General features: G+C 59.9%; 23 protein-coding genes. 6 read left to right on the forward strand and 17 right to left on the reverse strand.

All coding sequences use genetic code 11. The features are described from left to right. Nucleotides 1-77: 77 nt before the first annotated feature. A complete protein-coding gene (locus ABVN21_RS20295) occupies nucleotides 78-971 on the reverse strand; it encodes a PA4780 family RIO1-like protein kinase (RefSeq protein WP_339554216.1) in 894 nt (297 codons plus the stop codon). A 445-nt stretch (nucleotides 972-1,416) separates the two neighbouring features. On the opposite strand from ABVN21_RS20295, the gene ABVN21_RS20300 reads away from it, so the two are divergent. Then, nucleotides 1,417-3,363: a methyl-accepting chemotaxis protein gene (locus tag ABVN21_RS20300; protein WP_339554217.1), complete on the forward strand. Its 1,947-nt coding sequence runs from the start codon at nucleotides 1,417-1,419 to the stop codon at nucleotides 3,361-3,363. Between the two features lie 93 nt (nucleotides 3,364-3,456). On the opposite strand, the gene ABVN21_RS20305 is transcribed toward ABVN21_RS20300, so the two are convergent. Together ABVN21_RS20305 and ABVN21_RS20310 are read right to left on the reverse strand one after the other, a co-directional pair. Next, nucleotides 3,457-4,248: a helix-turn-helix transcriptional regulator gene (locus ABVN21_RS20305; protein ID WP_339554218.1), complete on the reverse strand. Its 792-nt coding sequence runs from the start codon at nucleotides 4,246-4,248 to the stop codon at nucleotides 3,457-3,459. Between the two features lie 176 nt (nucleotides 4,249-4,424). Then, nucleotides 4,425-5,702, reverse strand: a complete 1,278-nt coding sequence (locus ABVN21_RS20310; RefSeq protein WP_339554219.1) for an acetyl-CoA C-acetyltransferase — start codon at nucleotides 5,700-5,702, stop codon at nucleotides 4,425-4,427. A gap of 260 nt (nucleotides 5,703-5,962) precedes the next feature. On the opposite strand from ABVN21_RS20310, the gene ABVN21_RS20315 reads away from it, so the two are divergent. Together ABVN21_RS20315 and ABVN21_RS20320 are read left to right on the forward strand one after the other, a co-directional pair. After that, nucleotides 5,963-7,315 (forward strand): 3-oxoacyl-ACP reductase, encoded by a 1,353-nt coding sequence (locus ABVN21_RS20315; RefSeq protein WP_339554220.1) that lies wholly within the window; start codon nucleotides 5,963-5,965, stop codon nucleotides 7,313-7,315. A 2-nt stretch (nucleotides 7,316-7,317) separates the two neighbouring features. Beyond that, on the forward strand, nucleotides 7,318-8,172 hold the full coding sequence (locus ABVN21_RS20320; RefSeq protein ID WP_339554336.1) for a MaoC/PaaZ C-terminal domain-containing protein: 855 nt from the start codon (nucleotides 7,318-7,320) through the stop codon (nucleotides 8,170-8,172). A gap of 47 nt (nucleotides 8,173-8,219) precedes the next feature. On the opposite strand, the gene ABVN21_RS20325 is transcribed toward ABVN21_RS20320, so the two are convergent. Genes ABVN21_RS20325 through ABVN21_RS20340 form a run of 4 tightly spaced genes read right to left on the reverse strand, consistent with a single transcriptional unit; the run spans nucleotide 8,220 to nucleotide 10,525 of the window. Further along, nucleotides 8,220-8,783, reverse strand: coding sequence for a DUF4136 domain-containing protein (locus ABVN21_RS20325; RefSeq protein WP_339554221.1), 564 nt, complete (start codon nucleotides 8,781-8,783; stop codon nucleotides 8,220-8,222). A 54-nt stretch (nucleotides 8,784-8,837) separates the two neighbouring features. After that, entirely contained in the window at nucleotides 8,838-9,461 is a 624-nt protein-coding gene (locus ABVN21_RS20330; protein WP_339554222.1) for a DUF4136 domain-containing protein, read from the reverse strand. Between the two features lie 12 nt (nucleotides 9,462-9,473). Then, entirely contained in the window at nucleotides 9,474-10,223 is a 750-nt protein-coding gene (locus ABVN21_RS20335) for a methyltransferase domain-containing protein (protein ID WP_339554223.1), read from the reverse strand. Further along, nucleotides 10,223-10,525 carry a MazG-like family protein gene (locus ABVN21_RS20340; protein ID WP_339554224.1) on the reverse strand — a complete coding sequence of 101 codons (303 nt, stop codon included), beginning with the start codon at nucleotides 10,523-10,525 and terminating at the stop codon, nucleotides 10,223-10,225. Before ABVN21_RS20340 ends, ABVN21_RS20335 begins: the two co-directional genes overlap by 1 nt. Nucleotides 10,526-10,746: 221 nt before the next feature. On the opposite strand from ABVN21_RS20340, the gene ABVN21_RS20345 reads away from it, so the two are divergent. Continuing rightward, complete coding sequence (locus ABVN21_RS20345) at nucleotides 10,747-11,040, forward strand: hypothetical protein (RefSeq protein WP_034149729.1); 294 nt, start codon at nucleotides 10,747-10,749, stop codon at nucleotides 11,038-11,040. 75 nt (nucleotides 11,041-11,115) lie between these two features. Then, on the forward strand, nucleotides 11,116-12,462 hold the full coding sequence (locus ABVN21_RS20350; protein ID WP_339554225.1) for an MATE family efflux transporter: 1,347 nt from the start codon (nucleotides 11,116-11,118) through the stop codon (nucleotides 12,460-12,462). 11 nt (nucleotides 12,463-12,473) lie between these two features. On the opposite strand, the gene ABVN21_RS20355 is transcribed toward ABVN21_RS20350, so the two are convergent. The 10 genes from ABVN21_RS20355 to ABVN21_RS20400 form a co-directional block, all read right to left on the reverse strand. Beyond that, nucleotides 12,474-13,271 (reverse strand): DUF4123 domain-containing protein, encoded by a 798-nt coding sequence (locus ABVN21_RS20355; RefSeq protein WP_339554226.1) that lies wholly within the window; start codon nucleotides 13,269-13,271, stop codon nucleotides 12,474-12,476. Then, complete coding sequence (locus ABVN21_RS20360) at nucleotides 13,268-14,593, reverse strand: contractile injection system protein, VgrG/Pvc8 family (protein ID WP_339554227.1); 1,326 nt, start codon at nucleotides 14,591-14,593, stop codon at nucleotides 13,268-13,270. The genes ABVN21_RS20355 and ABVN21_RS20360 overlap by 4 nt, the downstream gene beginning before the upstream one ends. A gap of 232 nt (nucleotides 14,594-14,825) precedes the next feature. After that, nucleotides 14,826-16,739, reverse strand: a complete 1,914-nt coding sequence (speA, locus tag ABVN21_RS20365) for an arginine decarboxylase (protein ID WP_339554228.1) — start codon at nucleotides 16,737-16,739, stop codon at nucleotides 14,826-14,828. A gap of 219 nt (nucleotides 16,740-16,958) precedes the next feature. After that, nucleotides 16,959-17,330 (reverse strand): translation initiation factor Sui1, encoded by a 372-nt coding sequence (locus ABVN21_RS20370; RefSeq protein ID WP_007914613.1) that lies wholly within the window; start codon nucleotides 17,328-17,330, stop codon nucleotides 16,959-16,961. Nucleotides 17,331-17,505: 175 nt separating this feature from the next. After that, nucleotides 17,506-18,063, reverse strand: a complete 558-nt coding sequence (locus ABVN21_RS20375) for an NUDIX hydrolase (RefSeq protein WP_339554229.1) — start codon at nucleotides 18,061-18,063, stop codon at nucleotides 17,506-17,508. A 3-nt stretch (nucleotides 18,064-18,066) separates the two neighbouring features. Beyond that, the gene (locus ABVN21_RS20380; RefSeq protein ID WP_339554230.1) at nucleotides 18,067-19,134 is read right to left on the reverse strand and encodes a DUF2333 family protein; all 1,068 of its coding nucleotides are present in this window, start codon (nucleotides 19,132-19,134) and stop codon (nucleotides 18,067-18,069) included. A gap of 153 nt (nucleotides 19,135-19,287) precedes the next feature. After that, nucleotides 19,288-19,779 (reverse strand): hypothetical protein, encoded by a 492-nt coding sequence (locus tag ABVN21_RS20385; protein ID WP_339554231.1) that lies wholly within the window; start codon nucleotides 19,777-19,779, stop codon nucleotides 19,288-19,290. Further along, nucleotides 19,755-20,261 carry an Hcp family type VI secretion system effector gene (locus ABVN21_RS20390; RefSeq protein WP_339554232.1) on the reverse strand — a complete coding sequence of 169 codons (507 nt, stop codon included), beginning with the start codon at nucleotides 20,259-20,261 and terminating at the stop codon, nucleotides 19,755-19,757. Before ABVN21_RS20390 ends, ABVN21_RS20385 begins: the two co-directional genes overlap by 25 nt. Before the next feature lie 15 nt (nucleotides 20,262-20,276). Then, nucleotides 20,277-20,960, reverse strand: a complete 684-nt coding sequence (locus ABVN21_RS20395) for a hypothetical protein (protein ID WP_339554233.1) — start codon at nucleotides 20,958-20,960, stop codon at nucleotides 20,277-20,279. Beyond that, a complete protein-coding gene (locus ABVN21_RS20400) occupies nucleotides 20,957-22,108 on the reverse strand; it encodes a hypothetical protein (protein ID WP_339554234.1) in 1,152 nt (383 codons plus the stop codon). The genes ABVN21_RS20395 and ABVN21_RS20400 overlap by 4 nt, the downstream gene beginning before the upstream one ends. Nucleotides 22,109-22,432: 324 nt before the next feature. Here ABVN21_RS20400 and gcbA point away from each other — a divergent pair, with 324 nt between their 5' ends. Beyond that, the gene (gene gcbA, locus ABVN21_RS20405; protein WP_339554235.1) at nucleotides 22,433-24,103 is read left to right on the forward strand and encodes a diguanylate cyclase GcbA; all 1,671 of its coding nucleotides are present in this window, start codon (nucleotides 22,433-22,435) and stop codon (nucleotides 24,101-24,103) included. Nucleotides 24,104-24,116 lie beyond the last annotated feature (13 nt).

Consider the following 24,116-nt stretch of genomic DNA (forward strand, 5'->3'; position numbering starts at 1 on the left):
CGAGCAAGCTTGCTCCTACAGAGGGTTTTGTGACGGACATAAAAAACCCGGCCGAAGCCGGGTTTTTCTTTAGCCGCTCACTGCATCCAGGGTGGAGGCGGTTCTTCGGCCTTGCTTGGCGGTGCATCGTCAGCGGCGCGGGCCGCTTGCTTGCGCTCTTCATCCAGGCGTGCAGCCTCGATCTCGCGCATGATGCCGCCCACGTCGGCCAACTCTTCCGGTTCGTCGAACTCGCCAGTCAGGATACTGGCCGGGTGCAAGGTACCGGCCTCGTACAGGGCCCACATTTCCTTGGCGTACCTGGTTTTTTTCAACTCCGGCGCAAACCGCCCGAAGTAGGACGCCATGTTGCCCACATCCCGCTCCAGCATGCTGAACGCGTGGTTGTTGCCCGCCGCGTCCACTGCTTGCGGCAGGTCGATGATCACCGGACCGGTCGGCGTCAGCAGCACGTTGAACTCGGACAAGTCACCGTGCACCAGACCGGTACACAGCATCAGCACGATCTGCGAGATCAGGTACGCGTGATACTCGCGCGCCTGGTCCGGTTCCAGCACCACGTCGTTCAGACGCGGCGCGGCATCGCCGTACTCGTCGGCCACCAGTTCCATGAGCAGCACGCCTTCGAGGAAGTCATACGGCTTGGGCACTCGCACACCGGCACTGGCCAGACGGAACAGCGCCGCCACTTCGGCGTTCTGCCAGGCGTCTTCGGTTTCCTTGCGGCCAAACTTGGAACCCTTGGCCATGGCCCGCGCCTGACGGCTGTTGCGTACCTTGCGGCCTTCCTGATACTCGGCCGCCTGACGAAAACTGCGTTTATTCGCCTCCTTGTAGACCTTCGCGCAACGTAACTCGTTGCCGCAGCGCACCACATAAACAGCTGCTTCTTTACCACTCATGAGTGGGCGCAGCACCTCGTCGACCAGACCGTCCTCGATCAGGGGTTCAATGCGTTTTGGAGTCTTCATCAGCTTTTATTGTGGGTCCTTTATTACCAAACACGCGAAAGTCATTCGTTATACGGCAATCCACGCAATCGGGGGAGGGGGTGCCGACCTATGAACATTGCCAATGCACACAATGTGCCGTTTTCATCAGCAAAACCTGCGATCCGTCAGCGGTCGCCGAGGATCATAGCCGAGGCCGCAGCACTTGCTATCCAAGGGATGCGAGGGCATTTGTGACAGAAGCTGACATCCGGATTCATACCCCTCGCAGGATTTTTCAAATCAGTCCTCAATTTCCTCCGACAGCCGCCGAAGTCCTAAGTGACAAACTGATTTGTCCGACAATCGTTTCTACAACAATAACGATGCCGCACTCACGGATCCGGGTTCATTAGAACGTTTACGGCTGCCAATAAACCGCGAGTCATCTGCACTGCGTGGGCCTACAAGAAAATCTGGAGCGCGGATGAACATCAAACAGAAGTTGACCTGGGCGTTTGCAATCATCGCCTGCTTGCCCGTGGTGCTGGTCGCCACCCTCGTTGTGCTGAACTTGCGCAGTGATGCCAAGGACGAATTCGTCGACAGCAGCGGTCGCGAAATCCGTCAGGTCAGCAATGCCATGCAACTGTTCTTCGACGGCATCAGCCAAAACGTCGAGTACCTGGCCAAGCAACCGCTGATCACCAACTCTGACGACAGCCTCAAGACCTACATGAGCGCCAACGCCGCCAGCATTCCTCAAGGTGAGGCGGACAAAAAACTCTTTGGTTTCCTGCAGGACCTGGGCAACGCCCACCCGTCCTATGCCTACGCGATTCTCGGCACCGCCGCCGGTGGTTATGTGTCTTGGCCGGACGATGCCAAGCTGGCCAACTACGACCCGCGCCAGCGTCCGTGGTACAAGGCGGCCCAGGCCAAACCGGGCAAGCCGTTCCGTACCGAAGCCTATTACTGGGCGCAAACCGATACGTCCTACGTCAGTACCGTCCGTACCATCGACAACAAGCTGGGCACCAACGGCGGCGTGGTCAGCATCGACGTGTCGCTCAAGCAGCTGACCGAACTGGTCAAGCAGATCAAGCTCGGCGAAAGCGGCTACCTGATGCTGCTGGAAAACACCGGCACCGTGCTGGTCGACCCGAAGCAACCGGAACACAACTTCAAGGCCCTGGGCAGCCTCGGCGAGGGTTATGCGCAACTGGCCAAGGCCGGCAAAGGCCTGGTTGAAGTCGAACTCAATGGCGAACGCTACATGGCCAACGTCTGGCCATCGGAGCAACTGGGCTGGACCTTCATCGGCCTGATCAAGCAGAGCGACGTGATGAGCACGGCGACCCAACTGACCTGGTTGATCGCGATCATCGCGGCGGCACTGGCGGTGATCTTCGCCGTGGTCGGCGCCAGCTTCGCCAGCGTCATCGTGCGTCCGATCCGCAGCGTCGCCAATGGCCTGGAAGGCATTGCCCAGGGCGAAGGGGACCTGACGAAAAACCTGCAAATTCGCGGCAGCGACGAAACCGCGCAATTGGCCAGCTGGTTCAACCAGTTCCTCACCGCGATCCGCAACCTGATCCAGAGCATTGGCGGTGCCGCGACCAAAATCCTCGCAACGTCAAAGAGCTCGACCCAGGTTTCCAGCGACATGGCCGAAGCGGCCGGACGCCAGCGTGAAGCCGTGGACATGGTGTCCACCGCGTTCCACGAAATGGTCGCCACGGCCAACGAAGTGGCGCGTTCCTGCAGTCAGGCGGCCGAGTCCGCCGACAGTGGTCAGCGTCAGGCTCGCGAAGGTCAGCAGCAAATTGATGCCGCGGTGAGCAGCGTCGATCGCCTGAGCCAGGAAATCGAACAGTCGGCGCAGTCAATGCAGCAACTGGAGCGCGACAGCAACGACATCCAGTCGATCCTCGGCACCATCCGTTCGATCGCCGAGCAAACCAACTTGCTCGCGCTTAACGCCGCGATTGAGGCAGCTCGGGCCGGCGAACAAGGTCGCGGTTTTGCGGTGGTGGCGGACGAAGTGCGCGCGCTGGCCAAGCGCACGGCTGATTCCACGGCGGAAATCGATGGTTTGCTGGGCAACCTCGCCAAGCGCACCAGCCAGGTCACTCAGCAGATGCATGCGAGCCTGGAAGTGTCGCAGCAATCGGTCACGCGTATTGGTGAAGCACGCAGCAGCTTCGGGCAGATTCGCGAGTCGGTGGACGTGATCCGCGACATGAACACCCAGATCGCCACGGCGGCTGAGCAACAGCATCAAGTGGCTGAAGACATCAACCGGCACATCAGCCAGATCCATGGTGATGCGCAGTTGGTGGCGGAACTGGCGAACTCGGCGCGGCTGGATTCCCAGAGTCTGGCGGGGTTGTCGAATGAGCTGGACGGGTTGGTGCGTCGGTTCCGTACCTGACCGGCGACCGCTTCGCGGTCGATCGCTGGCACGCCAGCTCCTACAGGTTTTTGCATCGTCCTTGTAGGAGTTGGCTTGCCAACGATGGGGCCGTCACTGCCGGAAGAGCTCTCCCGGGGTAAACCCGAACAGACTTTTGAACGCCGCAATAAACGCCGACGTCGAGTCATACCCACAGGCCAGCGCGGCATTGGTCACGCTGTCGCCCTCCTCCAGCAAACTCAACGACGATAACAGGCGCACACGCTGGCGCCAGCCGCGGAAGCTCAACCCGGTTTCCCGCTGGAACAGTCGCATCAGGGTTTTTTCCGACGTGCCCAATCGTTCCGCCCATTGCTGCAACGTCACGTTACGCTCGGGATTCTCGATCAGCTCGTTGCATAGCCCCAGCAATCGTTCATGCCGCGGCAACGGCAGGGAAAATCCGACTTCCGGCAGCGTCGCCAACTGATCCAGTAACACACTCACCAACCGCGCTTCCTGGCTGTCGCCCTGTGGATATTCCACTGGCATCGAACAAAAGCTTTTAATTAATTCCCGGGCCAGCGGCGTCACTTCCAGCACCCGACAACGCTCGTCCGCCCACTGGCAGTCCTCACGCCGCACGTACAGGCTGCGCATTTCGGCGCGCATCGACGTCACCACTTGGTGTTCCAGATCCGCCGGAATCCAGATACCCCATTGCGGCGGTGCGAAGAAACTGCCCTCCGCCGTGTGCACACCGAGCACGCCACTGATGGCGTAGGAAAACTGTACCCAGTCATGGCGATGGGGCGGAGTCCACGAACCGGCGTTCAGGCTCTCGACCCGGGCAAACAGCGGACGCGGCAAGACGGTAAGAGGCGGAATGCTTCGTTCGAGGGATATTTGTCCGTTAGTCGGCATCGACAGACCTTATGTTGCGAGACGGCTGATAGGGCCGACGTTAGGCCATGTCGCAACTCGAATCAATCAACGCAATATCCGTAGGAGCTGGCTTGCCAGCGATAGCGGCGTGTCAGGCAACAGTGATGTTGAATGTGGCGTCCCCATCGCTGGCAAGCCAGCTCCTACAGAAAACATCAGCGTTCGAGGATGGCGGTCACGCCCTGACCACCCGCCGCGCAGATAGAGATCAATCCCCGCCCCTTCCCCGCCGCATCAAGCAGTTTCGCCTGGTGGGCGACGATGCGCCCGCCCGTGGCGGCAAACGGGTGTCCCGCCGCCAGCGAGCTGCCCTTGACGTTAAGCCGACTGCGGTCGATGGCGCCTAACGGTGCATCGAGGCCGAGACGGGTTTTGCAGTAATCCGCGTCTTCCCAAGCCTTGAGCGTGCACAGCACTTGCGCGGCGAACGCTTCGTGGATTTCGTAGTAATCGAAGTCCTGCAGCGTCAGGCCGTTGCGTGCCAGCAAACGCGGCACGGCGTATACCGGGGCCATCAGCAGCCCCTCGGCGCCATTGACGAAATCCACCGCCGCCGCCTCGCCGTCGCGCATGTACGCGAGAATCGGCAAGCCGCGTTCCCTGGCCCACTCTTCACTGCCCAGCAGTACCACAGACGCACCATCGGTCAGCGGTGTGGAGTTGCCCGCCGTCAGGGTGCCCTTGGCACTTTTTTCATAGGCCGGTTTGAGTGCGGCAAGTTTTTCTAGCGTCGAATCCGGGCGCAGATTGTTGTCGCGGGTAAGGCCGAGGAACGGCGTCATCAAATCGTTGTGCCAGCCTTCGGCGTAGGACGCGGCCAGTTTTTGATGACTCTCCAGGGCCAGTCGATCCTGTTCTTCGCGGGGGATGTTCCAGGTCTGCGCCATCAACTCGCAATGTTGCCCCATGGACAACCCGGTGCGCGGTTCGCCATTGCGTGGGAATTCGGGAATCAAATGCCGGGGCCGTAATTGCAGGAAGGTTTTCAGTTTGTCGCCGGTGGACTTGGCGCGGTTGGCTTGCAGCAGGATCTTGCGCAGCCCTTCGTTGACGCTGATCGGCGCATCCGAGGTGGTGTCGACGCCACCGGCAATGCCGCAGTCGATCTGACCCAGCGCAATTTTGTTCGCCACCAGCAACGCCGCCTCCAGCCCGGTGCCGCACGCCTGCTGGATGTCATAGGCCGGAGTGGCCGGCGACAGCCGCGAACCGAGTACGCACTCGCGCGTCAGGTTCATGTCCCGCGACAGCTTGAGCACCGCCCCCGCGACCACTTCGCCAATGCGCTGGCCGTGCAAGTTGTAGCGTTCGATCAAACCTTCGAGCGCGGCGGTGAGCATGACCTGATTACTGGCGGTGGCGTACGGCCCGTTGGAACGGGCGAAAGGAATTCGGTTACCGCCGATGATCGCGACGCGGCGCAGTTGAGTCATGAAAAGCTCCCAATAAACATCCAAAAGTTAGAGCTATCCCTGTAGGAGCGGACTTGACCGCGATGGCGGCAGCACATTCAGCATGGATGTGACCGATAAATCGCTATCGCGGGCAAGCCCTCCTACAGGGGATGCATTGCCACAAAATCCGGTGTTCAAACTAAGCTGCTGTGATCAAGCGTAGGCCTTATCTCGTGGATCGAACGACTGATCGCCATTCGTGGTCCACACTTTGAACCCCAGCTGCCGGAGCGCGTTCCATGTCTGACCGCTATATCGACTTCGCCAATTCCTCTCTCGGCCATCGTCTGGTCGGGGCCGTGGGCCTGCCTTCACCGGTACGCCTGGAACGCTGGCAAGCTGGCCGCTTGCGCCCGGTCGAAGGGGCATTGCTGATTGGTGGCGGGCCGCTGGCGGAGAAAGTCAGCGCCTTCGCCAATCGCCTGACCGACGCGATTTACAGCTACAGCACCGAACCCTCCATGGCGACGGCATGGATTCCCGGCCACGGCCCGAAACTGAAAGCCGTGGTGTTTGATGCCACTCACCTGGTGCAGACCGATCAACTCAAGCAGTTGCGCGAGTTCTTCCAGCCGCTGATGAAAAACCTCGATCACTGCGCGCATTTGGTGATTCTCGGGCGTGACCCGCAGAGCTTGAGCGATCCGTTCGCCGCCAGCGTCCAGCGCGCGATTGAAGGATTCAGCCGCTCGCTGGCCAAGGAACTGCGCAGCGGCGGCACCTTGCAGTTAATCCATGTCGGCGAAGGAGCCGAAGATCAACTGGAAGGCCCGCTGCGGTTTTTCCTCTCGCCGAAAAGTGCTTTCGTGTCCGGGCAAGTGGTTCGCCTGAATGCTTGTGAAACCCAAGTAACGGACTGGACACGCCCACTGTCTGGGCGCAAGGCATTGATTACCGGCGCCGCACGCGGCATCGGTGCATCCATCGCCGAAACCCTGGCCCGTGATGGCGCCGAGGTCATCCTGCTTGACGTACCACCGGCCAAAACCGATCTCGAAGCCCTCGCCGCACGTCTCGGCGGGCGCAGCATCACCCTCGACATCTGCGCCGAAGACGCCGCCACGCAACTGGTTGCACAGTTGCCCGACGGCATCGACATCGTGGTGCACAACGCCGGGATCACCCGGGACAAAACCCTGGCCAACATGACCCCGGAATTCTGGGACGCAGTGCTCGCAGTCAATCTCAACGCCCCGCAAGTTCTGACCAAGGCCTTGCTCGACAGCGGCACCCTGCAAGACAACGGCCGGGTGATTTTGCTGGCGTCGATCAGCGGCATCGCCGGCAACCGCGGGCAAACCAACTATGCGGCGAGCAAGGCCGGGCTGATCGGGCTCGCGCAAGCCTGGGCACCGCAACTGCAATCACAGGGCATCAGCATCAATGCCGTGGCTCCCGGATTCATTGAAACCCAGATGACCGCACACATTCCCTTCGGCCTGCGCGAAGCCGGGCGACGGATGAGTTCGCTCGGTCAGGGTGGTCTGCCGCAGGATGTCGCCGAAGCGGTAGCCTGGCTGGCGCAACCGGGCACCGGCGCGTTCACCGGGCAAGCCTTGCGCGTCTGCGGGCAAAGCGTTCTGGGGGCATGAGCATGATCACCGACTGGCACACCCTTCACCGCGAACCCAGCCTGCCAGGCCTGTATGTGCAAGCGGCGACGCGACGAAAAATCACCGGCACCACACTGCCCGATTCAGGTTTGCGTTGCTGGGTCGATGTCGATCCGAAGCGGTTGACGGCCTATCGCAACGTCTGTGGTTTTGCCGACAACGGTCTGCTGCCACCGACTTATCCACATGTGCTGGCGTTTGCGTTGCAGATGCAATTGCTCACCGCCAAAGCGTTTCCATTCCCGTTGCTGGGCCTGATTCACTTGAGCAACCGCATTCGCGTGCTGCGCCCAATGGGCGGGGTCAATCGGGTTCGGGTCAGCGTGCAGGTGCAAAACCTGCAACCTCACGCCAAGGGCGCAACGTTCGACTTGGTGACAACCCTGGACGATCAATTGGGGCCGTTGTGGGAAGCCGAAAGCCAGATGCTCTGTCGCGGCGTCAAACTTGACGGCGAGCCCGTAGAAGAGGCGTTGGACCCGATACTGCCGCTGACCGAAGTCACCCATTGGAAAGCCCCTTCGGACATCGGCCGGCAGTACGCCAAAGTGTCCGGAGACTACAACCCGATCCACCTGAGTGCGGCCAGCGCCAAGCTGTTCGGTTTTCCTTCGGCGATTGCCCACGGCTTATGGAACAAGGCGCGCGCACTGGCCGCATTGGCCGATCATCTGCCGACGGCGAATGTCGAGATTCATGTGCAATTCAAGAAACCGGTGCGTCTGCCCAGCGAAGTGACGTTACTGGCCAGTGCGGCGGGGTCCAGTGGGGATTTGCGGTTGGTGGGGGTTGGGGATCTGGAGCATATGGTGGGGCATTGGCGGCCGGTTGCCTGACACATTAAAAGATCGCAGCCTTCGGCAGCGATCTTTTGATTTTCCAGCTACTTACTGCCGGGTGGATAATTGGCAAGAATCCGGGTGACCGTTTCGTGTATCGCGCTACTGCGATCCGACGGGTTCGGCGTGCGGCTGAGGATTTGTTCATCACTGCCACGCCATACCAACTTACCGTCCTTGCCGTCGATCAGGTCGATCTGGATGGTCGCGACCTTGTAGTTGACCAGCCGGGTTTCGTTGTACATCGGCGCGCCCCAGTAGCCGTTCCACGGGTTGCCCCAACCACCACCGTAGTTGGTCGTCACTTGCTGCTGACGCTCTTCGACAACCAGGTAAGTCTGCACATTCAAATCACCCTTGGCACCCGGGGCCGCATGGCGCAAGCCTCGTTGATCCAGTTGATCTTCAACCGACTCACGGATGCGTTGTTCGGTGAGGTCGCTCTTGATCCGTGGGTCATCGGGGCGATATTGCAGGGCGGGTTCTTTCCAGCTCCAGCTGCGATAGGCGGCGAAGTCGCGGCTGGCATCGAAGTCATGATTGACCTGGTTGGCGGCGCAGGCACTGAGCAGCGCGGCCACTGCCAGTAAAGCGAAACGGCGGAACATGATGATTCTCCGGTTGAAGACATGAACCTGCGAAATGATTCTCATCTATTGACGCTAACTGGGAGGATACGCCGACATGGCCTTTTCTACAGCCTTGCGAATCGCATCAGCCTGCTGACTCTGACTGCCGCTCTGGCTGGTTTCGGCGCTGGAACTCCACACTGGCTGACCGCTGTGCGCGTCAAACATGTCCACCTGCACCACCACGACTTGTTCCTGATACGTGCGGATGATCGGCACACTGCCGTACAGGCCATACCCGTTATTGTAGTGGTTGTAGCCACCATAACCGCCGTAGTAGGCGCCACCGTAACCATAGTCATCGCGGTACTGGCGCAAGCGCGTTTCCAGGCGCAGGTCGGCGCTGACGAACAGGTCCGCCGGGCGATTGTCATGCAACGGACGCAAACCGCGTTGGTCGAGGGCGTTGCTGACCGCCTCGGCGACTTGCGCCGAGTCCGCCCACGCCGTGCCGGGCGGCAGATGTCCGTCGAGCCAGGCCCAACTGCGGTAGCGACCATAGTCGCGCGGTGGCGCCGGGTAAGCGCTGCGATCGAAAGTATTGGCCGCTTGCGGCGGTGCAGGTGGAATGGGTTTGGAAGACGCCACGTACGGGTTGCTGCCCTGACACGCAGTCAATCCCAGGCACATCACCAACAACCCCGAACGAATGTTCATTTCGCGCTCCAATCAGACTGGCCGGCAGATCCAGTGCAAGTAACGCCCAAGCCCGGAAAAACTTGGATGGCGGCGATGCGCCAACTCCATTTCCAGCAAGTCCACCAGCTCGGCGCGGGCCTGGAACTCCACCGGCATGTAATCGTGAAAAACCCGCACGCCGCTCTGTGTTTCGACCTTCCACATACCTTCAAGTTGCGCCGCCAATTCCCGTGGATCAAGGGGTTGTTGCGGGGTCAGGCTTTGCTTTTCACCGGCCATGTCGTTCTTGCGCATCTTGCGGAAATGGCCCTTGAGCAAGTTGCGGTAAATCAGCGCATCACGGTTGTAAAAGGCCAGGGACAACCAGCCATCCGCTTTGGTCAGTTGATGCAGCACCGGCAGGATCGCGTGGGGTTCGGCCAGCCATTCCAGCACCGCGTGGCACAACACCAGATCGTAGGGTTCGGTAAGCTGACCGAGCAGTTCCTGCCACGGCGCCTGAATGAACGTCGCGCTCTGCCCGGCCTCGGCGAAACGCTGGCGGGCGCCTTCGAGCATCGGTTCAGCAGGTTCGGCCAAGGTAACTTGATGCCCGCGCTGGGCCAGCCACAGCGACATGTGACCCAGCCCCGCGCCGATGTCGAGTACCCGCAGCGGCCGGTCCGGCAGGGTTTCGGCCAGGTCGGCCTGTAACACCGCCAGACGGATCGCACCTTTCGCCCCACCGTAGATTTTTTCCGCGAAGCGGGTCGCCAGTTGATCGAAATGACGGTCGCTCATCAGCTGAACCTCCGTTCGCTGTCGGCCAGTTTGCTGCGTACCACTTCATTCATGTCCAGACCCAGCTCGCTGCACAACAACAGCAGATACAGCACGATATCGCCGATTTCCTGCCCCGCGTGGGCCAGTTTGTCCGCCGGCAATTGACGTGACTGGTCTTCGCTCAACCACTGGAAAATCTCCACCAGCTCGGACATTTCAACGCTGGCGGCCATGGCCAGGTTTTTCGGGCTGTGAAAGTGCCGCCAGTCGTTACGGTCGCGGATGGCGTGCAGGCGTTCGGTCAGTTCAACAAGGTTCATCGGGCTCTCCTGAAGGCGTATAGCTTCGGGGGGATGGCGAGTGAAGGCAAGCGCCCAAGTGCGACGAAGAACTTTGCGCCATAATCCAAAGGTCGCGCGCTTCGGCAGCTACCACACAAGATCGTTGGCAAGCCAGCTCCTACAGGGAACTCGGTGCCGTGATTGATAGCCCAAGGTTCGACTCCGGCAAGCATGCCCTCTTTCATCAGGACGCTCATTCCATGCAGGTAGAAGGTTTTTTCGAGTGGCTCGGCCAGGCCCTTGGCTCCGTTATCCGCTTCATCGTCGATGCTCTCAGTGGCCTGTTCCAGTTGGTGAGCCGCGCCAGCAGCAATTTCGTCGAGGGCTTGTCTCGGGCCCTGGGCATGGACACATCAATTATCAGCATCGCCATCCTGATCCTCGGCCTGGTGCTGCTGTGGTCGGCGATTCGTGCATTCATGAATGCGTCGATCATCATGGGAATCATCTGGTTGATGCTGGGGTTATGGCTGCTCAGCTGGATCATGCACTGACATCAACATCTCCCACATGATTCGCGGCAGATTCCACCCGTGTCGCTACAATGCCCGCTCCCCCAAGGAGCCTGCATGTCCAACCTGATTGCCGACTGGCGCGACCGCCCTACCCATCGTCGGGTCTGGGCGCTGGCTGCGCCGATGATTCTGTCGAACATTTCCGTACCGTTGGTGGCACTGGTGGACAGTACCGTCATCGGTCACTTGCCCCATGCCCATCAACTCGGCGCCGTCGCGGTCGGGGCCAGTCTGTATACCTTTCTCGCCTGGGCCATGGGCTTTCTGCGCATGGGCTCGACCGGGTTCGCCGCCCAGGCCGCCGGGCGCGGGGATGGTGCGGCGTTACGGCAGATTCTGCTGCAAGGCTTGTTGTTGGCCATGGGGCTGGCCGTGGTGCTAGGCGCACTGGGCGTACCGTTAAGCGGGGTTGCGCTGCACTTCATGCAGCCCTCGGCGGAACTGGATCAGATGACCCGCGAGTTCTTCCACACACGGCTGTTCGGCCTGCCGGCGGCGCTGGCCAGTTATGCGCTGGTCGGCTGGTTCCTCGGCACGCAGAACGCCCGCGCACCGCTGGTGATTCTGCTGAGCACCAACCTGGTCAACATTGCCCTTAACTTGTGGTTTGTCCTTGGCCTGGAATGGGGCGTGGTCGGCGCCGCCCGGGCATCGGTGATCGCCGAGTGGACCGGCGCGCTGATCGGCCTGCTGATGACCCGCCATGCCCTGCGCGCCTACCCCGGCCACATCGCCTGGGTCGCCCTGGCGCTTTGGCAGAGCTGGCGACCGCTGCTGGCGGTCAACCGTGACATCTTCATCCGCAGCCTGGCGCTGCAATCGGTATTTTTCCTGATCACCGTGCAAGGCGCGCGCCTGGGTGATGCAACGGTCGCCGCCAACGCCCTGCTGCTCAACGGCTTGCTGCTGACCGCCCATGCGCTCGACGGTCTGGCCCATGCTGTGGAAGCCCTGTGCGGGCATGCTATCGGCGCCCGCGACCGCGATGCCTTGCGCCGTTCGCTGGTGGTGGCCTGCGGATGGTCACTGTTGGCGAGCCTGGGTTTTGCCGTGTTGTTCCTGTTCGCCGGGCACCTGTTCATCGCGATGCAGACCGACATTGAGAGCGTGCGCGACACCGCGTTCATCTACCTGCCCTACCTTGCCGCGCTGCCGCTCATAGCAGTCTGGAGCTACCTGCTCGACGGCCTGTTCATCGGAGCCACGCGCGCCCGGGAAATGCGCAACGGCATGCTGCTGACGGTGATACTGCTGGTGCCGTTTGGCTGGGCATTGCAGGGGTTGGGCAACCATGGCTTGTGGATAACCTTTCTGCTGTTCATGTTGCTGCGCAGCCTGACCCTCGGCGCCATCGCCTGGCGACTGCGCCGGAACGACGGCTGGTTCACCCGCGCCCATTGACCGGGAGTAAATCAGGGTTGGTCGTTCTGCCAGCGGTTGCGCAGGCCATCAAGACGCTCCTGCTGGGTTCGTCCCACCAACGGCTGCGTTGGCGTGGCATGGGGGTACTGCAGGCGCAACCAGAGCCAGCCATCGAGCACCGCGCGCTCGCTGAAGCCCAGCGCCAAGCCGTCCTGCACATGCGACCACAGGCGGGTGAAGTCAGTCCCGGTGGATCGGCTCCAGTGCCAGGCATGTTGCTCCAGCAAACAGGTTTGCAGTTTTTCCCGCTGCCGAGAGCTGAGGTTTTCCTCGATGGTCAAAGGCCTGACGTCAAGCCCCGGATTGAATAGCTGCTGCCAGCCCTGACTGCCGATCGCGCGATCAGCCCAGGTCCCGCCAAACCAGCGCAACTGGCTGATCGGTCCGAGCCAGCGACTCAGATCCCCGGCGTCGCAACCATCGAAAAAGTAACTGGCGGTGTATGGGTTGTAATAACTGAGCAAGGCCCGATGGTGCAGGCCGAGCGAAACGCTAAGCATGCGCCGCAAGTGCGCCAGCAACGTCGACTCCGACGCCTCACTGACCAGCAACAGACCGCGCCAGTGCTGTGTGTCACGCCGGCACTCCTCAGCCAGCCGCGGACACGTGCGCAGATCGACCAGCACGGGACCTTGCTCGCGCAGCACATTCCACTCCGTGTCTTCGAACAACCAGCACCAGCGACCATTGGCATACCGGTGTTGCAGGGTTGCAACTGCCTGCGGCGTGCCCGTTGCATCCAGCAAAAACCACTGCGGCCGCGCATCGGGCGTCTGCGCGGTGATCATGTCGCACCACTCTGGCTCAGCCCTGTCAGCGCGCGGCAAGTGCAAAGGGTTTGCGCGCAATGATGGAAACTGCCACCGCCAGGCAATAGACACAGCAACAGCAACGGCTCACCCGAGCGCAGCCAATCCTGCACGCCTTCAGGAGGGCAATCGTCGGCTGCGGACTGGGCCAGGGACACCACGCCGGCCGCTTCAACTCGTTTGGGTGCGTGTAAAAAACCAGTGATCAATGGCTGATCCGGATCGCCTTCAATGAAGCTGACCACCACCTCTGTACCTTCACTCAGTTGCGCGCCCGATGCTGATTGCAGTTCCGGCGCCAATGGCAGCCAACAGTGGCTCGGTGCTGCGCCTTCGCCCTGATAAAGCCAGTCAAACTGCACCGCCACCGGCCTGCACGGATCAGGCCGGGGCTCATCGACTTCAACCACCCATGCCCTTTGCAGGCTGTGCATTTTTGGTTTGACCACACAATCAGGCGACTCAAAAGGCATGTCCCACCGAATGGCACGCACCTGATTGCTGTATGGCGTATGAGGATCCTGGCTACCCTGATGCTCGACATGGGTCAGCAGCCATGGCTGGTTCCATCCGGCAACCGGATGGCCGGACAGCGGCAATAGCTGGCCACTGCGCAGGGTTGCCAGATCGGTGCGGATTTCAGCGTGCATCGTTTTATCCCGGCAGCCCTGCACCTCGAAACGACGCACCGCCGGTTGCTCCCCCTCATCCTGGAAAACCGCCATCTCGCCGGAACGAAACGGCCCCCGACCGTCACCAAACACCACACAGTGCCCCTGCGCCTGGTGTTCGAAGTGGTAGTGCAGTCGTTCCTGGGCGCACAGGCGCTGTACAAACTGCAGATCCGATTCCCGATACTGCGTACAGAAATCGCGGAGCGGGTAATCGCCATCCAGTTCGAAGCGTCGATCGTGGCCGGTGATGCCGTGCTCCTTGAGCACCTGGTCGAGAATCTGCGGCACCGAGCGCGAACTGAAAATCCGCTCGCTGAAACGCTGGGAAAGACAAGACAGCCTTGGCCCCATACGAACCTTGCAGAGCCTGATTGGCGAACCATGGTCACGCTGGACCAGTTCATGCAATTGTCCGTGGACGCTGTTTCCTGCTGGCCCGAAGTGCAACGAAGCCGAACGGTACAACAGGCTGGCAAGGTCGAGCGTCGGGTCCTCGATCAGCATGTCCACATCGAACACGAAAGGCTCACTGATGGCTTCTTTACCGCTAAAAGCCAGGACCTCGAAGGTATCGGACAGACCTGCTACGTCCAGACGAAATGAAGGTTCGTTGACTGGATCGAACATCGGCGATTCTCTACAGGAGGGGCGGCCGGGGATTCTCGCCGAGAGACATCGCCGAGTAGAGAGGTGAAGTACAACTTAGGAAATGGCCTACGCGAAAAGAAGACCAAATGGCATGGATTGCCGAGGATGTAGGCAGATTCGCTTGGAAAAAGAGAGTCGCCGCACCAGGTCATCTGAAATTTCCGCAGTGAACGGTAAATTTTCAGACAGCCTGATGAGAGCGAGGCTTACCTCAAGAAGAGAGGTAAGAGGAACGGGTCAGACCCAGGCGCAGCGCGTCGAGGAACTGCGTACGTTCGCTGGCACTGATGCGCGCGTTGGCGCACTTGTCGCGGTAGTGGGTCATCAACTCTTCCGGCGACAGGTGCACGTAACGCAGCATGTCTTCGATGGTGTCGTGGGTTTCGATACCGGCGTGGTACACGCTGCCGTCAGCGTTCTGGTAGATGTTCACCGAGTCGGTGTCACCGAACAGGTTGTGCATGTCGCCGAGAATTTCCTGGTAGGCGCCGACCAGGAACACGCCCAGCAGGTAATCCTCGCCTTCGTTCAACGCGTGCACCGGCAAACTGGTCTCGATGCTCTGCTCGTCGACGTACTGGTTGATCTTGCCGTCGGAGTCGCAGGTCAGATCCTGCAACACCGCGCGGCGCAGCGGCTCTTCATCGAGGCGATGCAGCGGGATGATCGGCAAGACCTGGTCGATGGCCCAGGTGTCCGGCAGGCTCTGGAAAACCGAGAAGTTGCAGATGTACTTGTCGGCCAGCTTGTCGTTGAGTTCGTCCAGCACCTGGCGGTGGGAACGCTGACGCGCCTTCAGCGAGTTGTGCAGGCGACGGCACACGGCGAAGTAGCATTGCTCGGCCAGGGCTTTTTCGGCCAGGGTCAGTTTGCCGTCGGCATATTGGGCAGCGACATCGCTCATGTAGTGCGTGGCGCGCCAGTAGGTTTCGGTGACCATCTCGATGTCGGTCGGACCCAGCAGGTCCACCAGCCACTGCACGGTTTCCGGGAGCGAGTCCTTGTTTTCGATCTGCGGCACGTCGTCGTTGTGTTTCTCGACGTCGGTCACCTGGATCACCAGCATCGCGTGGTGCGCGGTCAGGGAGCGGCCGCTTTCGGAGAAAATGTTCGGATGCGGCAGGCTCTGCGCGTCGCAGAACTCCTTGAGCATCCCGACCACGACACCGGCGTAATCGTCCATGTCGTAGTTGATCGAACTGGCGTTACGCGAGTGCGTGCCGTCATAGTCCACGCCCAGGCCACCGCCAACGTCGATGTGATCCACCGGCAGGCCGAGGTTGCGCAGCTCGCCGTAGTAGCGGATCGCTTCTTTGAAGCCGTGCTGGTAGTCCGCCAGGTTGGCGATCTGCGAACCCATATGGAAGTGCAGCAGGCGAATGCCCTGATCCAGGCCGGCCGCGCGGAAACGCTCGACCACCGACAGCAGTTGCGCCGCCGACAGACCGAACTTGGATTTTTCGCCACCGGTGTCCGCCCACTTGCTCGAGGCCAGGGACGACAGTCGCACGCGCAAACCGACCTGCGGCTTGACCTTCAGCGAGGCCGCTTCTTCGATCACCAGGCCGACTTCGGATTCTTTCTCGATCACGATAAATACGTTGTGGCCAAGCTTCTGGCCCATCAGCGCCAGACGAATGAACTCGCGGTCCTTGTAGCCGTTGCAGACGATGGTGCCGCCCTTCGGCGCCAGGGCCAGCACAGCCAGCAGCTCAGGCTTGGAGCCGGCTTCCAGACCGATGGAGACGTTCTGGGTGGCGATGATGTTCTCGATCACCGCTTCCTGTTGGTTCACCTTGATCGGGTACAGCGCGGTGTACTTGCTCTGGTATTCCAGGCGTTCGATGTTCGAATCGAACGCGCCGGTCAGTTGACGCACGCGGTCTTGCAGAATATCCGGGAAACGCACCAGCAACGGCAACGACAGGCCGCTCTTGCGCAACTGGTCGACTTGCTCGAACAGATCGATAGGCGAGCTGCTCGGACCGTTCGGACGAACTTCGACGCGACCGGCATCATTGATCGCGAAATACCCGGCCCCCCAATGGCGAATCCCGTAAACACTGCGGCTGTCCGCAACTGTCCATTGGCTGCCATCGTCTTTGCGTGTGCGTCGTACGGACATCGAAGTCCCCTATAAAGAAGTCATAGTGCGTCGCCTGGATTCAGGCCGGCGCAGTCTAAAGAATGAAAATGACGGTTCGTCAACGAGGGGATAGACCTCGCCGACCGCAGTGAGTTTAGAAACCGGTCATGAACAGGCTCTGTGAAAACCATAGTGACGACGCCAGGCCTGAAGGCAAAACAGGCTGGATCATGTCGCGGGTGGTTTTCACAGAGGCTGCTAGCCGCCGGACTTCTTCGCTTTGAAACCGTGCTTGATCAACTCAGCCAAGAGTAGCTCGACATGATCGCCCTGGATTTCAATGATCCCGTCTTTCAACGCTCCACCGGTGCCACAGCGTTTCTTCAACGTGGTCGCCAGTTCCTTGAGCGCGTCTTCGGCCAACGGCACGCCGGTGATAGTGGTCACCGTCTTGCCGCCACGCCCTTTGCTTTCACGACGCACGCGAGCAATGCCGTCGCCGGCAGGGATTACGGTCTGTTTGCAGATGCAGGCGTCCACCGGTTTACTGCATTCCGGGCAATGACGACCTGCGTCGGTGGAAAATACCAGGCCACCAAGGGCGGCGAAGGATGCGGCTTTTTTGGCCACCGGCAATCCTCTTGGGAGGACAAAGACTGGTCGCGGCACTCGGGAAGGCCATCGACCGCGAAGCCCCACTCAGGCAGGGGCAGCGCTACTGAGCCAGGCAATGCTGGCTCAGCTTGAAAAGGTCGCGCAGTGTAACGGCAAAAACGCCGATTGCTAAGAGCCAATCGGCGCCAATTTATAGCGCTTTTGCGACGTCCTTGCCTCGGGCTCGAAGATACCGCTTCAACGCTGCCAGGGAGTCCGGACAGTAAGGCTTTTCTTCGATTTCCCGAAGCACGTCATCGATCGGTAAAAAACGCGCTTCCAGCACCTCTTCCGGTTGCAGGATCAACGGGCCGTCCCATACCGCCGAGAACGCCGAACACCAAAGGCGATTGCCTGTGTCCTCGAAGAAAAAATGATCATGGGCGACCAGTTCCACGCCGCTCACACCCAACTCCTCCTCCAGCTCCCGGGCCGCCGACTCGGCGTAGGTTTCGGTGGCGAGCACCATACCGCCCGCCGCCACGTCCCAGAACCCGGGGTAAATCGCCTTGCTCAGGGTGCGCCGATGCACGCACAGCTCACCGGCAGAGTTGAACAACATAATGTAGGTACCGCGTCCGATCAGCCCGCGCTCGCGCAGGTCGGAACGGACCAGGGCACCGAGCAGATGATCCTGCTCGTCGACCCAGGCGATCTGTTCGGCATCCGAGGCCGCCCGATGGGCAGCCTCTTTGGCGCTATCGACCATGGCTTAGCCCTGATTCAGCAGTTGACGCAAATCGATCACCGCCGCATTCGCGCGGGAAATGTAGTTGGCCATGACCAGCGAGTGGTTGGCCAGCACGCCAAAGCCGCTGCCATTGAGGATCATCGGGCTCCACACCGGCTCCTGCGACGCTTCCAGTTCACGAATGATCTGGCGCACGCTGACCGTGGCGTTTTTCTTGGCCAATACATCGGCGAAGTCGACTTCAATGGCGCGCAGCAAGTGGGACAAGGCCCAGGCTTGGCCGCGGGCTTCGTAAAACACGTTGTCGATCTGCAGCCACGGGGTCTCGACGATTTCTTCGTCAACCTGCGGCACCTGCCCCGGCGCCACGACTTCGGTTTTCAGAGCGGTGTTGAGCTTGACTCGGCCAACGCTGGCCGACAGCCGTTGCGACAGCGAACCGAGACGAGTCCCGACATCACCCAGCCAGTTGTTCAGGTTGTCGGCGCGGGCGTAGAACAGCGCGCTCTTCTGGTTCGGATCGGACAGACGGGTCTGGTAACGGGTCAGAGAGTTGATGCCTTCCTGGAACTCGGACTCGCTGGACGGCAGCACCCAGCTCTTATTGTCGAAGTTGAAGCGCGGCTCGGCCTTGGCCAGGTCGGCGTCTTCGGTGGACTGTGATTGCGAGCGGGCGAAGTCTTTGCGCAGTGCACGGCTCAGATCGCGCACCTGCACCAGTACGCCATACTCCCAGCTCGGCATGTTGTCCATCCACAAGCCTGGCGGGAGGCGGTCGTTGGAAATGTAGCCACCGGGTTTGTTCAGCAGAGTACCGGCGACACTCTTGAGGGTTTCCACCGTGGTGTAGCCGACCACCATCTGCTTGCCGTCTCGTTCGGCGGCCATCTGCGCGTTCTGCTGAACCGGAAACAGGGAAGGTTCGTCGCTCCAATACCACCCCAGAGCAATCGTCACCAGCAGGTAGAAGCCAATCAGCGTGGCCAGCGCCCGGCTGAAAAACAGGCCGCCCAGATAACTGCGGGTAGCCGATTTCGGTTCAGCGGCACGTTCAGGCGCGCTACCGGCGCGGTTCTTCCAGTCCAGCATGGCGATATCCTTTCAATCACTTGAGTTCATCGGTTCGACCACAACCATACAACAACGTGCCTTTGCCCGGCACCCGCCGTTGGGCTTATCCCGAAAAATAGCGCCAGACACTGCGGCAACCGTTATCCGCGAACTCAAGCGTCCATGCCGCCACTAAACGCCGATGACATCCATTGAAATCTGCGACACATCGGCCTCCACAAACAGATGGGCGATGCCTTGTACGTCGGTTCTGCGCTCGGTCGCCTCTCCGTTAACCGTCGCCATGTATCGACGTTGCGCCATGGGCTCTCCCGTGACGCTCTCGACAAGACGAAAAACTCTTGGCGCTCTGGAGGTCTGCTCCGGTGGATTTTTCATCAACTGAAGGACTCGTTGATTGAAGAGCGGCGCCGTCCAGTCGCCAAATTCGGCTTCAGCGCTGATCAGGCACCACTCGCCCCGCTCAAGCTGCTCCAGCACCTCACTGTCGATATCGATCAACAAGCCGGCGCGCAACTCATCCAGGCCTTCAATGGGTTGCCGATCGTGTAACGCCTGCCGGACGTGATCCAACGCTTGTTCGCTGGAACAGGCGTGTCGGCGTTCCCACGTCGACAGATAAAGCGCCCTGACCAGCCTCATCCCTGCGACTCTCCACTCCATTCGTCAGAACCCATGGTTCGACTCACTTCATGTCGCCAATAGATTCGCCGATAGCTGAAGTGGACCTTTTCCAATTGAGTCAGGTGAGCGCTGTCAGGGTCCTGGCAATGCGGCATGAGCACTTCGGCGCCGATGATCAGCGCGTCCTCCAACTCCATCGTGTAGAAATGCTCCTGCGTTCCACGAGCCGACGTGCGATACCACTCGATGCGGCACTTGCTGAGCAACTCCCCGGAACACAATGCAATGTTGATCAGCGGCGACGACTTGTCGATGGCCTTGGTAATGATCAAGGGCTTGTGCATCCGCCGCCCGCTTCCAGATCCCCTGGGCACGAAAATACCGTGGCTCAGGGCTTGAATCATGATCTGGTCCTCACGCCCCGACTGGTACACGTTACCCACTGACGCCTGGGTGAAGGCGCCTTTACTGATGAGGCCTTGTCGCTCGCCGTGGAGGGTCATGAACGCGGGGGTTGGCATGGTGGGGCTCCTTTTTTATTTGGGTTGAGGGGGCGGAAAGTGATGGTGCTCATCGTACATGTCTTCAATTTCGTCGAATGGAATCCAGGGCTTGGCGAGTACAAGCGTGATTAGGTAGCGCTCTTCAGCGGGATTTCTATAGTCGTCGAAGCGCCCCAGCAATAGCATCGCCTGATACTTATCGTCGGCTTGCCAATAAGATATCCCCGCCAAAATCCCTTTCCTCAGATAGGCACGCCATTCAGGGCTATCGGAGATCGTGGGGTTGTTTCGCACCCCCTTTGCCACCCATCCTTTTTCCCGCCATTGGGCTTGCAGATCGAGGACCACCTTTAGGGCGTCATCAATCAGTAGTGGTTCGACCTGCGGAGACATGCGGATGCCGTAAATGACATTGTCATCAAAGTTGACAGTGAAAAATCGCGCCGAGGGTGTGGTGAACCCGAACTGAGGGTCGACGAATCGCAATCTCGCATCGGTCATGGGAATGCCGAACCAGATATGCCCGCGCATCTCCGGGCTAAAGGAGGCAGAAGAGCGTTTACGCAGCTCTTCATACGTCCCTCCCATTTTCAGAACGACTTCTGGCTCATCCCACAGGGGTTGCGTCAGTTGATAAATGGCGGCCCATATTAGGAATGCCAAAAGTAAGAGGCAGGCACCGTAACGCCAACCAAACAACCGAAGTCGCAAGTTCATAACCCGCTGCCGCTGGTTGCGATCTCGTTGATCGACTGCTCCAAGGCACTACGATTGTGGTCACTGAGCATCTGATCAAACCGCGCGGCCGCCTGTAGCACGAATGGCATTCGTTGCTGGATGTCTGACAAGTCCGCCAGTGGATTGTTGCCAAAGCCGATAGTCCGCCCATCCTCGACACGCTGGCATTGGCTGGTAAGCGTCAACTCGATAGCCTGGGCAACGCCCGAGGGAAAACCAGTGACGTAGGAAGCGTGGTTGCCACGCAGCAAAGCCACCAATTGCTGGTCCTGGTAAATTGTGGGCTGAAGTATATTTTTCTGCTCATGCAACGCCAGATGCTCCACGCTCCCGGCAATGTTGCCTGTCTCTATTGCCTCAAAAGCCCGCAAGATTTCCGCGTGAGCCACTCCGAACTGGGCTGTCTTTTGCCCCACTGGCCATAGCACCGGGAACTTTGGATGCCCATAGATACCTGCCCGTGCTAGCAAACACCGCCTCAACTCCTTCAACCCCCGCTTCGCATAAAACTCATGCAACGGAAATACATCCAGAAACAGCGTGGTGTTCCCCAAGGCCATCATGTCGTGCACATACCGGAATTGCTGCTGCACCAGCGACAACTCCTCCCCCGGCAAATGGAAATCCACCGAAGGAACAGGATTGCGTGCATCCGCCTCTTTATAGTCACGCAGCGTTTGCGCCTGTTCAGACATCCTGTGCGGCGTCAGCAATCCATGCTCTCGACGGCCATCGCGCAATCGCTGTCGAGCCTCACGCTCGTCGCGTATGCGCTCAACGCTGTCCGCCGCATGCAGCAATCCGCAGCCAACCTGCTTGGAGGCAAACGCCGCCAGCCCGGCCCATTGAAAACGCGAGTCGTGCAGCCACAAGCGGGCATAAGCGGCGTTGATCGCGCGGTTGCGCTCCACTGGATCTGCAATCAATACACCTTCTGGCGCTACGATCTTTTCAGCCTCTTGCTGATAGATCCGCCAAAGGCAGGCGCAGGTAAGGATCGGCACGTCAGTGACCTGCGTCTTGCTGCCATAAAGCCGAACCTCTTTGCATTCACAATCAACAACAAGCGTGCTGTTTTGATTTAGACGAAGATCATCGCTGGGGTATTCCTTGAAACACTGGGTCATGGCTGGCGGATGTCTTCTAAGGGAATCCCTGACCCTACCAGCCATAAATCCCGTCCGAATCCTGTTGACGAAAAATCAGAAAATCCTGACAGACGCAGTTCGCCGCCCACTCGGAAATCACCACGTGGCAAGCCAGAAAACTCCTGAAACCCCCAATCCACCAGCCTTGAGCAGGAATTACCATTCGATTACAGACCGAGCAGTCAGAAACTGAATGCGCTTGCCGGGCAGATTATTAACGTACAGCTCTCATGTAACCGGAAAGAGGTGCTAGCATAGAGCCACCACTCGACCTCAGCTTGCACCCTAACTAGTAGTCAGGATATGACCGAGCCAGAAGATCCCAGCCGCGAGCGCCTCAAGCACCACTTTGCCCAGCGGGTAATTCATCAGGCACGTCAGATACTTGAGATATGGCAGCGCCTGCAACGCAGTGAGTGGTCAACCACCGATTTAGCGGAATTGAGCGAGGCTAACCTGCGCCTGCTACGTTTCGCCGAGCGTTTCGAACAACCGGAACACGTTCAACTGGCCCATCACATCGGGCAGTCGCTGGTCGCTGTCGACGCCAACCGTGGGCGCTTGAGCAGCAGCTTGATCACCGACCTCAATCGCTTGATGCAGCGCCTGTCGCGCACCGGCCTGCGACATGGCGATCAGCTCGACCAAACCTTCCTGCCGCCCCTGCGCAAGCCGATCTACGTGATGCTGCAGGACTACGATCGCGGGGAGCGCCTGGCCAAACAACTGGAATTCTTCGGTCTCAGTGCCCAGTCCCTGGACAGCGTGGCCGCATTTCGCTCCTCGATGATCGAACGTTTGCCCGCCGCCATCGTCATGGACGTGGATTTCAGCGGTCCTGGCGTCGGCCTGAAACTGGCCGCCGAAGCCCAGGAAGGCCTTGACCATCAATTGCCATTGCTATTTTTCAGCCTGCACGAAACCGATACCCCGACGCGCCTCGCCGCCGTGCGCGCCGGCGGCCAGGAGTTCCTCACCGGCACCCTCGAAGCGTCGAGCCTGCTGGAGAAAATCGAGGTCCTGACCTGCGTCGCCCAGTACGAACCTTATAAAGTGCTGATCATCGACGACTCCCGCGCCCAGGCCTTGCACACCGAGCGTCTGCTTAATAGTGCAGGGATCGTGACCCGCACCTTGATCGAGCCGATCCAGGCGATGGCCGAGCTGGCGGATTTCCAGCCGGACCTGATCATTCTCGACATGTACATGCCAGCCTGCACCGGTACGGAACTGGCCAAAGTGATCCGGCACAACGACCGCTATGTCAGCGTGCCGATCATTTACCTGTCGGCCGAAGATGACCTGGACAAGCAACTCGACGCCATGAGCGAGGGTGGCGACGACTTCCTGACCAAACCGATCAAGCCCCGGCACCTGATCACCACGGTGCGCAACCGCGCGGCACGGGCACGTAACCTGAAAGCGCGCATGGTCCGCGACAGCCTCACCGGCCTGTACAACCATACTCACATCCTGCAATTGCTCGAAGACTGCTCGTTCCGCGCCCGCCGCGAGAGCAAACCGCTGAGTTTTGCGATGCTCGACATCGACCACTTCAAACGGGTCAACGACAGCCACGGCCACCCCATGGGCGACCGGGTGATCAAGAGCCTGGCGCTGTTTCTCAAGCAGCGGTTGCGCAAGACCGATTTCATTGGCCGATACGGCGGCGAAGAGTTCGCCATCGTCATGCCCGACACCGACCTCGAAGCGGCCTACGCCGTGCTGGATGAAATCCGGCAGCGCTTTGCCGAGATTCACTACCCTGCCCAACCGCAGGATTTGTGGTGCACCTTCAGCGCAGGCGTGGTGGAAATGAGCGAAAACTCCGACAGCCTGTTAATGGCCAGTCAGGCGGACGAAGCGCTGTATCGGGCAAAAGGCGCCGGGCGTAATCGCGTACAAGCCGATGGGGCATCAAAGCAAAGTGCCACTTTTTCATCGCAAACGACCCATTCAGTCATAACCCTGTAACAGAAACGCAATA

This window comes from Pseudomonas sp. MYb327 (genome assembly GCF_040438925.1).
GTDB lineage: Bacteria > Pseudomonadota > Gammaproteobacteria > Pseudomonadales > Pseudomonadaceae > Aquipseudomonas.

Bases quoted from the DNA above. Each gene is read 5' to 3' on its own strand.
- ABVN21_RS20385 (WP_339554231.1), bottom strand. From the start codon at position 19,779: ATGGAGTGGAGAGTCGCAGGGATGAGGCTGGTCAGGGCGCTTTATCTG.
- ABVN21_RS20345 (WP_034149729.1), top strand. From the start codon at position 10,747: ATGCAGGTAGAAGGTTTTTTCGAGTGGCTCGGCCAGGCCCTTGGCTCC.
- ABVN21_RS20380 (WP_339554230.1), bottom strand. From the start codon at position 19,134: ATGCTGGACTGGAAGAACCGCGCCGGTAGCGCGCCTGAACGTGCCGCT.
- ABVN21_RS20300 (WP_339554217.1), top strand. From the start codon at position 1,417: ATGAACATCAAACAGAAGTTGACCTGGGCGTTTGCAATCATCGCCTGC.
- ABVN21_RS20375 (WP_339554229.1), bottom strand. From the start codon at position 18,063: ATGGTCGATAGCGCCAAAGAGGCTGCCCATCGGGCGGCCTCGGATGCC.
- ABVN21_RS20395 (WP_339554233.1), bottom strand. From the start codon at position 20,960: ATGAACTTGCGACTTCGGTTGTTTGGTTGGCGTTACGGTGCCTGCCTC.
- ABVN21_RS20340 (WP_339554224.1), bottom strand. From the start codon at position 10,525: ATGAACCTTGTTGAACTGACCGAACGCCTGCACGCCATCCGCGACCGT.
- ABVN21_RS20305 (WP_339554218.1), bottom strand. From the start codon at position 4,248: ATGCCGACTAACGGACAAATATCCCTCGAACGAAGCATTCCGCCTCTT.
- ABVN21_RS20320 (WP_339554336.1), top strand. From the start codon at position 7,318: ATGATCACCGACTGGCACACCCTTCACCGCGAACCCAGCCTGCCAGGC.
- ABVN21_RS20360 (WP_339554227.1), bottom strand. From the start codon at position 14,593: ATGTTCGATCCAGTCAACGAACCTTCATTTCGTCTGGACGTAGCAGGT.
- ABVN21_RS20400 (WP_339554234.1), bottom strand. From the start codon at position 22,108: ATGACCCAGTGTTTCAAGGAATACCCCAGCGATGATCTTCGTCTAAAT.
- ABVN21_RS20335 (WP_339554223.1), bottom strand. From the start codon at position 10,223: ATGAGCGACCGTCATTTCGATCAACTGGCGACCCGCTTCGCGGAAAAA.
- ABVN21_RS20325 (WP_339554221.1), bottom strand. From the start codon at position 8,783: ATGTTCCGCCGTTTCGCTTTACTGGCAGTGGCCGCGCTGCTCAGTGCC.
- gcbA (WP_339554235.1), top strand. From the start codon at position 22,433: ATGACCGAGCCAGAAGATCCCAGCCGCGAGCGCCTCAAGCACCACTTT.
- ABVN21_RS20330 (WP_339554222.1), bottom strand. From the start codon at position 9,461: ATGAACATTCGTTCGGGGTTGTTGGTGATGTGCCTGGGATTGACTGCG.
- ABVN21_RS20295 (WP_339554216.1), bottom strand. From the start codon at position 971: ATGAAGACTCCAAAACGCATTGAACCCCTGATCGAGGACGGTCTGGTC.
- ABVN21_RS20390 (WP_339554232.1), bottom strand. From the start codon at position 20,261: ATGCCAACCCCCGCGTTCATGACCCTCCACGGCGAGCGACAAGGCCTC.
- speA (WP_339554228.1), bottom strand. From the start codon at position 16,739: ATGTCCGTACGACGCACACGCAAAGACGATGGCAGCCAATGGACAGTT.
- ABVN21_RS20350 (WP_339554225.1), top strand. From the start codon at position 11,116: ATGTCCAACCTGATTGCCGACTGGCGCGACCGCCCTACCCATCGTCGG.
- ABVN21_RS20310 (WP_339554219.1), bottom strand. From the start codon at position 5,702: ATGACTCAACTGCGCCGCGTCGCGATCATCGGCGGTAACCGAATTCCT.
- ABVN21_RS20315 (WP_339554220.1), top strand. From the start codon at position 5,963: ATGTCTGACCGCTATATCGACTTCGCCAATTCCTCTCTCGGCCATCGT.
- ABVN21_RS20355 (WP_339554226.1), bottom strand. From the start codon at position 13,271: ATGATCACCGCGCAGACGCCCGATGCGCGGCCGCAGTGGTTTTTGCTG.